Source organism: Citrobacter braakii (assembly GCF_002075345.1).
Taxonomy (GTDB): Bacteria; Pseudomonadota; Gammaproteobacteria; order Enterobacterales; family Enterobacteriaceae; genus Citrobacter; species Citrobacter braakii.
In genome coordinates this window covers 17,910-28,172 of the sequence record NZ_NAEW01000029.1, presented here as the reverse complement: position 1 = coordinate 28,172, position 10,263 = coordinate 17,910, and the positions used below count along the sequence as shown (strand labels likewise).

Genomic DNA, 10,263 nt, shown 5'->3' with positions numbered 1-10,263 from the left:
TCGATGGAGGCGCATTATAGGGAGTTTCCCGCGGCCCGCAACCCTTAAATTGCAGAAAAATGACTGACCGCTGCATTCCACAGCAAAACCCCGCCTTATACCCATTTACACACAGAGTTATCCACAAACCACGCGATCGTTTATGCACTTCTCTGTTTATATGAGCATCCTTCAACGGAAAAAGAAGAGGTCAAAATCGAAAATTAAAAATTCGCGAGCGTTGCGCAAACGTTTTCGTTACAATGCCCCCGCACAACAAGGATGCCCCGTAAGGGGCGTTAGCTGAGTTTTTAGCCAAGAATTCACCTAACGCTCTCTGTAATAGTCAAATCCAGGGGATTTACCATGCAACAACGTCGTCCAGTCCGCCGCGCTCTGCTCAGTGTTTCTGACAAGGCCGGTATCATCGAATTCGCTCAGGCACTTTCCGCACGCGGTGTGGAGCTGCTGTCTACAGGTGGCACTGCGCGCCTGTTGGCTGAGAAAGGCCTGCCAGTGACCGAAGTTTCCGATTACACCGGCTTCCCGGAAATGATGGATGGACGCGTAAAGACCCTGCATCCGAAAGTCCACGGCGGCATTCTTGGTCGTCGCGGTCAGGACGACGGGATTATGGAACAGCACGGCATCGCACCTATCGACATGGTGGTTGTTAACCTGTACCCGTTCGCCGAAACCGTTGCCCGTGAAGGCTGCTCGCTGGAAGATGCGGTAGAAAACATTGATATCGGCGGCCCGACGATGGTGCGTTCCGCTGCCAAGAACCATAAAGATGTGGCTATCGTTGTGAAGAGCAGCGACTACGCCGCCATTATTAAAGAGATGGATGCCAACGACGGTTCTCTGACCCTCAACACACGTTTCGACCTCGCGATTAAAGCCTTCGAACACACCGCCGCTTACGACAGCATGATCGCCAACTACTTCGGTAGCATGGTTCCGGCCTACCACGGCGAAAGCAAAGAAGCCGCCGGTCGCTTTCCACGTACACTGAACCTGAACTTCATTAAGAAGCAGGATATGCGCTACGGCGAGAACAGCCACCAACAGGCTGCCTTCTATATAGAAGAGAATGTTAAAGAAGCGTCCGTTGCCACCGCGCAGCAGGTACAGGGCAAAGCACTTTCCTACAACAACATCGCCGATACCGATGCGGCGCTGGAGTGCGTAAAAGAATTCAACGAGCCAGCCTGTGTGATCGTCAAACACGCTAACCCGTGCGGCGTGGCAGTCAGTACCTCTATTCTCGATGCTTACGACCGCGCCTATAAAACCGACCCGACCTCTGCGTTCGGCGGCATCATCGCCTTCAACCGCGAACTGGATGCCGAAACTGCTCAAGCCATCATTTCCCGTCAGTTCGTGGAAGTGATCATCGCGCCATCCGCAACCGAAGACGCACTGAAAATCACCGCCGCCAAACAGAACGTCCGCGTGCTGACCTGCGGTCAGTGGGCACAACGTGTGCCGGGCCTGGACTTCAAACGCGTTAACGGCGGTCTGCTGGTTCAGGATCGTGACCTGGGTATGGTGAGCGAAGGTGAACTGCGCGTAGTTTCCAAACGTCAGCCGACCGAACAGGAACTGCGCGATGCGCTGTTCTGCTGGAAAGTAGCTAAATTTGTAAAATCCAACGCCATTGTTTACGCCAAAGAGAACATGACTATCGGCATAGGCGCAGGCCAGATGAGCCGCGTATATTCCGCAAAAATCGCCGGGATTAAAGCCGCCGACGAAGGTCTGGAAGTTCAAGGTTCCTCTATGGCATCCGACGCTTTCTTCCCGTTCCGCGATGGGATTGATGCCGCCGCCGCCGCTGGTGTGACCTGCGTGATCCAGCCGGGCGGTTCTATCCGTGATGATGAAGTCATTGCTGCCGCCGACGAGCACGGCATAGCGATGGTGTTCACCGACATGCGCCACTTCCGCCATTAATCCACGGAGCAGACGATGAAAGTATTAGTGATTGGCAACGGGGGGCGCGAACACGCGCTGGCCTGGAAAGCGGCGCAGTCGCCAAAAGTCGAAACGGTATTTGTCGCACCAGGCAACGCGGGCACCGCGCTGGAACCTGCGCTGCAAAACGTGGCAATCGGCGTGACCGATATTCCGGCGCTGCTGAGCTTTGCCCAGAATGAGAAGATCGATCTGACCATCGTTGGCCCAGAAGCGCCTCTGGTAATTGGCGTGGTCGATGCGTTTCGCGCCGCCGGTCTGAAAATCTTCGGCCCAACCGAAGGTGCAGCGCAGTTGGAGGGCTCCAAAGCCTTCACCAAAGATTTCCTTGCCCGTCATAACATTCCGACGGCGGAGTATCAGAACTTCACCGAGATTGAGCCTGCGCTGGCCTATCTGCGTGAGAAAGGCGCGCCGATCGTTATCAAGGCCGACGGCCTGGCCGCCGGTAAAGGCGTTATCGTCGCGATGACGCTGGAGGAAGCCGAAGCCGCTGTTCATGACATGCTGGCAGGTAACGCTTTTGGCGATGCGGGCCACCGTATCGTTATCGAAGAGTTCCTCGACGGTGAAGAAGCGAGCTTTATCGTGATGGTTGACGGCGAGCACGTGCTGCCAATGGCCACCAGCCAGGACCACAAACGCGTGGGCAACGGCGATACCGGTCCGAATACCGGCGGTATGGGCGCTTACTCACCTGCACCGGTGGTGACTGGCGACGTTCATCAGCGCACCATGGAACGCATCATCTGGCCAACCGTAAAAGGCATGGCAGCGGAAGGGAACACTTACACCGGTTTCCTGTACGCAGGTCTGATGATCGACAAACAGGGCAACCCGAAGGTTATCGAGTTCAACTGCCGCTTCGGCGATCCGGAAACCCAGCCGATTATGCTGCGTATGAAATCGGATCTGGTGGAGCTGTGCCTTGCCGCCTGTGATGGCAAGCTGGATGAGAAAACCTCTGAGTGGGACGAACGCGCCTCTTTGGGCGTAGTGATTGCCGCAGGGGGTTATCCGGGCAACTACAATACTGGCGATGAGATCCACGGCCTGCCGCTGGAAGACGTCGCTGACGGTAAAGTGTTCCACGCGGGCACCAAACTGTCTGCTGACGATCGCGTGCTGACCAACGGCGGTCGCGTCCTGTGCGCCACCGCGCTGGGCAACACCGTTGCCGAGGCGCAGCAGCGTGCCTACGCCCTGATGACCGACATCCGTTGGGACGGCAGCTTCAGCCGTAACGACATCGGCTGGCGCGCCATCGAACGTGAGCAAAACTAACGGCTGAGCTTAGCCAGCAGCGTTTTGCGCGTAATACCTAACTGACGGGCGGCTTCGGTTTTATTGCCGCCCGTTTTTTCCAGCGCCGCCAGAATCACTTCTTTTTCGACATCCACCAGCGGTTGGATCTCGCCACTGTATTCCGTTTTTATCGGTGTCGCGGCAATCGCCATCGGCAGCTCGCGTTCGGAAATATATTCCCCCGTTAGCAGCACCACCGAACGCTCAATCGCATTTTCCAGCTCACGGATATTACCCGGCCAGTCATAGTGGATCAGCAGATCCATCGCCTGCGGAGTAAAGCCCTTCACCGCTTTTCGGTTACGTGTGGCAAAACGCTGGAGAAAATGTTCGGCCAGCAGCGGAATATCTTCCCGGCGCTGGCACAGCGCAGGCATTTCAATAGTGATGACGTTCAGGCGATAGTAGAGATCCTGACGAAAGCGCCCGGCGTTCACTTCCTCAGCCAGATCGCGATGTGTGGCGGCGATCAGCCGGACATCAACCGCAATAGTCTGGTTGCTGCCAACCCGTTGCACTTCCCGCTCCTGGATAGCCCGCAGCAGACGCACCTGCATTAGCGGTGAGATATCGCCAATTTCATCAAGAAATAACGTGCCGCCTTCGGCTTCCACAAAGCGCCCTTCCCGCCGCTTATCCGCGCCAGTAAACGCGCCTTTCTCATGTCCAAAAAGTTCGGACTCCAGCAGCGACTCATTAAGCGACGCACAGTTCAGCGTCACCAGCGGTTTATCACAGCGGGCACTGCTGGCATGCAGCGCCCGGGCCACCAGCTCTTTCCCCGTACCAGAGTCTCCGTGAATGAGCACCGTTGCATCCGAGGGCGCAACCATCGCGATTTCATTGATCAACTGCTGCATCGCCGGACTGCTGCCAATCATGCCAAACTGCGCAGCCGACCCCGACGGCAGTTCAGCGCCCGTTTCCCGCGTATGCGCCAGCGCCTTTTCCAGCGTCTCCTGCAGGCGATCAAAATCCAGCGGCTTGATTAAGTAGTCCAGCGCCCCGGTTTTCAGTGCCTCAACGGCGGTCTCCACGCTGGAGAACGCCGTCATGATCAATACCGGAATCGCCGAATTCAGCGCTTTAATCTCTTTCAGCGTTGCGATGCCGTCCATCTCCGCCATACGCACATCGCACAGCACTAAATCAAATACGCGTTCACGCACCTGTTCCAGTGCCGCTTGCCCGCTATAGGCCAGCGCGACCTCATAACCCCAGCCGCGCAGCAGCGCCTGTAAAATGGTGCAGTGGCTGATATCGTCATCTACCACCAGAATATTGATTTTTCCGCGCGTCATCCTTGTTAATCCTGTTGTTTCGCGTTGGTCGGCAGCCAGAGGGTAAAGGTTGCGCCTTTGCCCTCAACGCTTGCCACATGAATGGTACCACCGTGCTGTTCAATTATGTTCTGCACTACCGCCAGCCCAAGGCCGGTTCCATCCGCTTTAGTCGTGAAGTAAGGCGTAAAAATGGCCTCCAGCTGTTCCGCTGCAATCCCTTTCCCGCTATCAGTAACCATGATTTTAACGCGATCGCCGCTGCTTTCACTCGTTTCAACCGTAATCGTGCCCTGACGACCAATCGCATGAATGGCGTTCAGATACAGATTCAACAGAACCTGAGTCAGTCGGTCGGGATCGGCCTGAATAGCGGGCAGCGTGGAACTGGCCGAAAAACGTAGCTGGATTTCCCGGCTTGCCGCATCCTGACTCACCAGGTTTAATGAGTGGGTGATGACCTCATTGAGATCCACCTGTTGCAGCGTCAGATGCGCAGGTTTCACCAGCTCCAGCAGCTCGCTCACCACCCGATTTAAACGGTCCGCCTCTTTCGCCATCACCTGCGCCAGCTCATGCGACTCGCCACCAGCCGGAGTTCGTTCGGCAAAATACTTCGCTAAACCTTTGATCGATGAAAGCGGGTTTCGAATCTCATGCGCGACCCCGGCCGCCAGATGTCCGAGCGCCATCAGTTTTTCTTTACGCTTCATCGCATCCTGCAGTTCTTTGTACGAGCGCTGATAGCGTTGATACCAGAAGAACGTCAGCACAGTGGCCAGCAGCACGGCCGCCAGCGCAGACAGGACGATCAGGGTGTTACGCCACTCTCTTGCCTGAGTCGCAGCCAGATCGCTGGCATCAAAAGCGATAAATATGGTTTGTGCGGGGGTGATAAGCTGTCCGTCATTGCTGGCACAGCGCGCCATGCCATGACGTCCTGGACCATACATCGGCTGAAACTGACGATAAACTTCCAGGACCGGTGTTTTTTCACCGTCCCCCGTAGGCATGTCAATATTCCGCCAGCTTTCTTGTTCCCCGGGGCTTAATTGCCGCAGGACATCCGGTGAATAGAGCGTTTTACCGACCATCGCGGAATTGCTGTGAGTAATAATGACGCCATGATCGTCAACGACGGCAAACCATAGCACGCCTGGTTGTACGGCCATTTCCTCCAGCAGCGTCTGCTGTTGAGCATGATGCATGCGCATCCCCATACCTACGCGCGTACCAGACTCCAGAGCGCGGATGAGCACGCTGCCTTTTTCCAGTAGCGTTTGCCGCGCGGCGCCGCTTTCCCGCCCATAGTCCCGAATGGTCATAATCGAAAACCAACCGACCAAAATCAGGATTGCCGCCAGCAAGAGTCGGCTCAACCACTTGGCCGCCGTGTCCTTATAAAGACGCATACGCTCTCCCTTTATCCCACCTGTTCCTTTCATCGTTGCAGATATACAGCAGAAATCATGCCATTTTTTCTCCGTGATAACCCTGCCCTCAGACACAAACCGCTGAAAGTAGCGGGTAAAAATGACCCGCCGGCGCGTTCTGGCGAGTCATTTTTACTCGTCGCCCTGTGAAGGCCACGACTACAACGCCCGCGGGAGCGGGATTGCCGCTTTGGCACGGAAGATGCAGTAGGAAATGTAATCTAACCAACAGGAGAACGACCCATGAAACGGAACAACAAACTGGCGCTGATTGCACTCTCTCTTATCGCGTTGGGCTCTACCCCGGCGCTGGCGCAGAATCACTGGGGATATGGTGATGGAATGCAGCAACGAGGCGGTACGCCAATGACCACTGAGCAGCAGGCTACCGCGCAGAAAATATATGATGATTACTACTCGCAGACCAACGCCTTGCGCCAACAGCTGACCTCTAAACGTTATGAGTACAACGCGTTGCTAACAGCCAGCTCGCCGGACACTGCAAAAATTAATGCCGTGGCAAAAGAGATGGAGGCGTTGAATCAGTCACTGGATGAGCAGCGCGTTAAACGCGATGTCGCAATGGCCCAGGCAGGCGTACCTCGCGGAGCGGGAATGGGCTACGGCGGGTGCGGCGGTGGCGGTAACCATCGCGGCGGCCATATGGGAATGGGCCACTGGTAAACGTTTTTTGCCGGATGGCGGCCTCACCTTATCTGGCCCGATGTCCTGGCATCAGGTTTTCAGAAGGTTTTGGCAGTAGGCTGCCAGTGACAAAAATCTTCATTAGCAACCAGCAGTAGCTGCGACCCTTCGGGCGCTTCCAGCCATGCCACACTCACTTCTACAGATGAATGGCTCTGGCGGCGCTCAATGTGGTTTATCGCCCACGATTCCAGATCGGGCTTCAGTGTTTCACCTTCACAGGTCGTGACTGTGTTATTCGCATGCCAGCGTCCCTGACGCAATATCACCCGTCCCTGACGCAACGCATCGCTGGTCTGGCGGATTTGATCGGCACGATAGCGGTAAAGCGCAATTTGATCGCTGGAAAGCTGCTGCTTTTGCCCATCGACTTCACGCTGCATGAAACTCAGTTCGCCCCGGTCATCGAAGCGTATACGGACATGTTCCGGTGGTTGACTGTAAGTGTTGAGTTCTATCAGCGAGAGCGAATCACCCTGCCAGCGGTATTCACTGGTGGTAGTATCGCCTTTACGCCACGGACTAAATACCGAGAGCAAGTGAACATCGTCGCTGGAATCTTTACGCCAAATGCGTACCGCCCCCTGATCGCCAACATAGCCGCTGGCCGTGAACGGAGGAAGCTCAGAGTGGCGACTACAGGCAGACAGTAACAGCACACCTGAAAGCCAAAGCGAATGACGCCAGATGGACAAAAGGGGCGAAACCGCCCCTTCGATAAAACTGTTCACTGCCACGCGAATTACTTAACCGCGTCTTTCAGTGCTTTACCAGAAACAAATGCCGGTACGTTAGCTGCGGCAATTTTGATTTCTTTACCGGTCTGCGGGTTGCGGCCAGTGCGCTCAGCACGGTGGTTCACTTTGAAGGTACCGAAACCAACCAGTTGTACAGCATCGCCTTCTTTCAGAGACTCAGTAATAGCAGCCAGAGTGGATTCCAGAGCAGCTTTAGCCTGTGTTTTAGACAGTTCTGCTTTGTCTGCAATTACATCAATCAGTTGAGTCTTGTTCATAAGTTATCCTTACAATGTGTTTATCGCTTGCTAAGCATCGAGTGCGACGGAAATGCCAGAAAAGCACTCTCCTGCATACACGCACCGATAGCCACTTTTTTTCGCCCCCCAAATGTAGACCAGACCGGGGGCGGATGGGAAGCCTTCAGGCACGACAAATCAGGCGTTAAATCACGTTTTATGGTGTCATTGCTGAAAATTTATACCAATATTGCTCTCGCCAGCCTCGCGCAGGTCTGCACGAAGCCCTTTTATCAGCTCAATATCGCGTTCTTCACAGTCGGCTAAAAGTCGGAAAATTTCCCACTGAATATCCCATTCTTGCTCAACGGCCGGGTTCTCTTTGAGCTCTTCATCGGTCATTTCGCGACCAGCCTGGGTCATTTCCAGCATCGCAACCGTCGTAATCGAAGCCTTACTAACCTCAATTGCATGTTCCAGCGTTTCACCGCTAAGACGCGAATGCATCAGTTCGCTTAATGCCACACAGGCATCAATCGCCGGATAAACGCCGTACAGATCGTAATCGTCTGCTGAAGGAATAGCCTCTTCAAATTTTTCCAACTGGCTATCGAAATTGATTTTCGCGTCTTTAACCGTCAGCGCTTCCCAAATCAAATCCAGAATTCGGCGGTAAATTTGTCCATCGCCAAATTCGGTTTGCTTACAGAACATGGCGTAGTTGGGGTACATGCGTTCGCACAGACAGGCCATAAACGTGACGTGCTGCCAGCTTTCCAGCTTCTCCAGACGCAGGTGAATCGGATTTTGTAACATGATGAGTTCTCAAATACGGAAATTAGCGGCAGTTTACCCGATATGGGGCGTTTTTGCTGCAAGCCGCGTAAAAGCAGGGCGTTCGGATGCCACCGCATCTGCCCAGCGTGTTGGTTCGGGCAGACGATAGCCGTTCATACAGCGTTGTACCCACGCTAACGCGCTGTCCTGGTTCACGCGATGACCCGTAGAGATAAACAGCGGGTTACAGCGTGCTTTGCTGCGCCAAACCCATGCCAGCTGTTCGCCTTTATCCAACAACGGCGCTAACGCTCCAGGTTCGGCGGCGAGCGGCTCAAACTTGCCGCACAACCGTTTTTTCGCCACGCCAATCGTCGGGACATCCACCAGCAGGCCAAAATGGCTGGCCACGCCCAGACGGCGAGGGTGAGAGATCCCGTGACCGTCAACGAACAGCAGATCAGGCTTGTGCGAAAGCTGCTGCCAGGCGGCCATCAGCGCGGGTGTTTCGCGAAAGGAGAGAAAGCCAGGAATGTAGGGCATGGTGGTGGCGATTCGCGCCACCGTGTATTCAACCAGTTCCAGCGAGGGGTACTTCAGTAAGACCATCGCGGCTCGCGTCACTTCGCCCCCCTGCTCGAACCCAACGTCCGCCCCGCCGATCAGATCCGGTGGATCGTTCCTCAGGCGATCCTCGCGGATCACTGAAGAGGCCAGTTCAAGCTGCTGCGCGCGTAATGACGCAAGATCCATAATGACTCCTTAGCGGTGGTACTGTTCAGACAACCGATGTACCGCCTCCACAAAGACACCCGCATGCTCTGGCGGGACATCCTGATGAATGCCGTGGCCCAGGTTAAAGACATGGCCTTCACCCTGACCAAAACCGGCCAGAATCGTCGCCACCTCTTCTTCGATGCGGGCTGGCGGCGCATACAGCATGGACGGATCCATATTGCCCTGCAGTGCCACTTTATGACCTACACGACGACGCGCATCGGCAATGTCAGTGGTCCAGTCCAGACCTAACGCATCACAGCCGGTTTCCGCCATCGCTTCCAGCCACTGACCACCGCCTTTAGTGAACAGCGTCACCGGTACGCGACGACCTTCGTTCTCGCGCATCAGGCCGTCGACGATTTTGTGCATGTAATACAGGGAGAACTGCTGATAGTCGCGACCGGTCAGCACACCGCCCCAGGTGTCGAAAATCATTACCGACTGCGCGCCCGCTTTGATCTGCGCGTTCAGGTACAGAGTGACGCTCTTCGCCAGCTTATCAAGCAGCAGATGCAGCGCCTTTGGATCGGCGTACATCATCTTTTTAATCACGGTGAAGGCCTTACTACTGCCGCCTTCGACCATATAGGTCGCCAGTGTCCACGGGCTACCGGAGAAGCCGATCAGCGGCACTTCGCCTTTCAGTTCACGGCGGATAGTGCGCACCGCATTCATCACATACCCCAGCTCATCTTCCGGGTCCGGGATCGGCAGTTTGTCGACGTCAGCCTTGCTGGCGATCGGTGAGGTAAAGCGTGGGCCCTCTCCGGCTTCAAAATACAGCCCAAGTCCCATCGCATCGGGAATCGTCAGGATATCCGAAAAGAGGATCGCCGCATCAAGCTTATAGCGACGCAGCGGCTGCAGCGTAACTTCGCAGGCCAGCTCGGCATTTTTGCACAGCGCCATAAAATCGCCCGCTTCGGCACGCGTGGCTTTATATTCCGGTAGATAGCGGCCCGCCTGGCGCATCATCCATACCGGAGTGACATCAACGGGCTGGCGCAGCAGCGCACGCAGATAACGATCGTTCTTCAGTTCGGTCATTTTT

General features: G+C 55.3%; 10 protein-coding genes. 3 read left to right on the top strand and 7 right to left on the bottom strand.

Features of this window, described 5'->3' with window-relative positions; genetic code table 11:
* Window positions 1–345 precede the first annotated feature (345 nt).
* Together purH and purD are read left to right on the top strand one after the other, a co-directional pair.
* On the top strand, window positions 346–1,935 hold the full coding sequence (gene purH, locus BZK42_RS26080; RefSeq protein WP_047498852.1) for a bifunctional phosphoribosylaminoimidazolecarboxamide formyltransferase/IMP cyclohydrolase: 1,590 nt from the start codon (window positions 346–348) through the stop codon (window positions 1,933–1,935).
* A gap of 15 nt (window positions 1,936–1,950) precedes the next feature.
* Window positions 1,951–3,240, top strand: a complete 1,290-nt coding sequence (gene purD / locus BZK42_RS26075; protein ID WP_080860957.1) for a phosphoribosylamine--glycine ligase — start codon at window positions 1,951–1,953, stop codon at window positions 3,238–3,240.
* Here the strand turns inward: purD and zraR are convergent.
* Together zraR and zraS are read right to left on the bottom strand one after the other, a co-directional pair.
* Window positions 3,237–4,562: a sigma-54-dependent response regulator transcription factor ZraR gene (gene zraR / locus BZK42_RS26070; protein ID WP_016155318.1), complete on the bottom strand. Its 1,326-nt coding sequence runs from the start codon at window positions 4,560–4,562 to the stop codon at window positions 3,237–3,239. The genes purD and zraR overlap by 4 nt on opposite strands.
* A gap of 5 nt (window positions 4,563–4,567) precedes the next feature.
* Window positions 4,568–5,953 carry a two-component system sensor histidine kinase ZraS gene (zraS, locus tag BZK42_RS26065; RefSeq protein ID WP_080860955.1) on the bottom strand — a complete coding sequence of 462 codons (1,386 nt, stop codon included), beginning with the start codon at window positions 5,951–5,953 and terminating at the stop codon, window positions 4,568–4,570.
* 264 nt (window positions 5,954–6,217) lie between these two features.
* Here zraS and zraP point away from each other — a divergent pair, with 264 nt between their 5' ends.
* The gene (zraP, locus tag BZK42_RS26060; protein ID WP_016155316.1) at window positions 6,218–6,658 is read left to right on the top strand and encodes a zinc resistance sensor/chaperone ZraP; all 441 of its coding nucleotides are present in this window, start codon (window positions 6,218–6,220) and stop codon (window positions 6,656–6,658) included.
* Window positions 6,659–6,717: 59 nt separating this feature from the next.
* Here the strand turns inward: zraP and BZK42_RS26055 are convergent, their stop codons facing one another.
* The 5 genes from BZK42_RS26055 to hemE all read right to left on the bottom strand — a co-directional run bounded on the left by BZK42_RS26055 (window position 6,718) and on the right by hemE (window position 10,259).
* Window positions 6,718–7,410 carry a DUF1481 domain-containing protein gene (locus tag BZK42_RS26055; protein WP_016155315.1) on the bottom strand — a complete coding sequence of 231 codons (693 nt, stop codon included), beginning with the start codon at window positions 7,408–7,410 and terminating at the stop codon, window positions 6,718–6,720.
* A gap of 11 nt (window positions 7,411–7,421) precedes the next feature.
* Window positions 7,422–7,694: a nucleoid-associated protein HU-alpha gene (hupA, locus tag BZK42_RS26050; RefSeq protein ID WP_001044509.1), complete on the bottom strand. Its 273-nt coding sequence runs from the start codon at window positions 7,692–7,694 to the stop codon at window positions 7,422–7,424.
* 186 nt (window positions 7,695–7,880) lie between these two features.
* Window positions 7,881–8,471, bottom strand: coding sequence for a YjaG family protein (locus BZK42_RS26045; protein WP_003842015.1), 591 nt, complete (start codon window positions 8,469–8,471; stop codon window positions 7,881–7,883).
* A gap of 33 nt (window positions 8,472–8,504) precedes the next feature.
* Window positions 8,505–9,185 (bottom strand): deoxyribonuclease V, encoded by a 681-nt coding sequence (gene nfi, locus BZK42_RS26040; RefSeq protein ID WP_047359002.1) that lies wholly within the window; start codon window positions 9,183–9,185, stop codon window positions 8,505–8,507.
* Window positions 9,186–9,194: 9 nt separating this feature from the next.
* On the bottom strand, window positions 9,195–10,259 hold the full coding sequence (hemE, locus tag BZK42_RS26035) for a uroporphyrinogen decarboxylase (protein WP_046276272.1): 1,065 nt from the start codon (window positions 10,257–10,259) through the stop codon (window positions 9,195–9,197).
* Window positions 10,260–10,263: the final 4 nt, after the last annotated feature.

Excerpts from the sequence above, each read along its gene's own strand:
- purH (WP_047498852.1), top strand. The coding sequence starts at position 346 with ATGCAACAACGTCGTCCAGTCCGCCGCGCTCTGCTCAGTGTTTCTGAC.
- zraP (WP_016155316.1), top strand. The coding sequence starts at position 6,218 with ATGAAACGGAACAACAAACTGGCGCTGATTGCACTCTCTCTTATCGCG.
- hemE (WP_046276272.1), bottom strand. The coding sequence starts at position 10,259 with ATGACCGAACTGAAGAACGATCGTTATCTGCGTGCGCTGCTGCGCCAG.
- zraR (WP_016155318.1), bottom strand. The coding sequence starts at position 4,562 with ATGACGCGCGGAAAAATCAATATTCTGGTGGTAGATGACGATATCAGC.
- hupA (WP_001044509.1), bottom strand. The coding sequence starts at position 7,694 with ATGAACAAGACTCAACTGATTGATGTAATTGCAGACAAAGCAGAACTG.
- nfi (WP_047359002.1), bottom strand. The coding sequence starts at position 9,185 with ATGGATCTTGCGTCATTACGCGCGCAGCAGCTTGAACTGGCCTCTTCA.
- BZK42_RS26045 (WP_003842015.1), bottom strand. The coding sequence starts at position 8,471 with ATGTTACAAAATCCGATTCACCTGCGTCTGGAGAAGCTGGAAAGCTGG.
- purD (WP_080860957.1), top strand. The coding sequence starts at position 1,951 with ATGAAAGTATTAGTGATTGGCAACGGGGGGCGCGAACACGCGCTGGCC.
- zraS (WP_080860955.1), bottom strand. The coding sequence starts at position 5,953 with ATGCGTCTTTATAAGGACACGGCGGCCAAGTGGTTGAGCCGACTCTTG.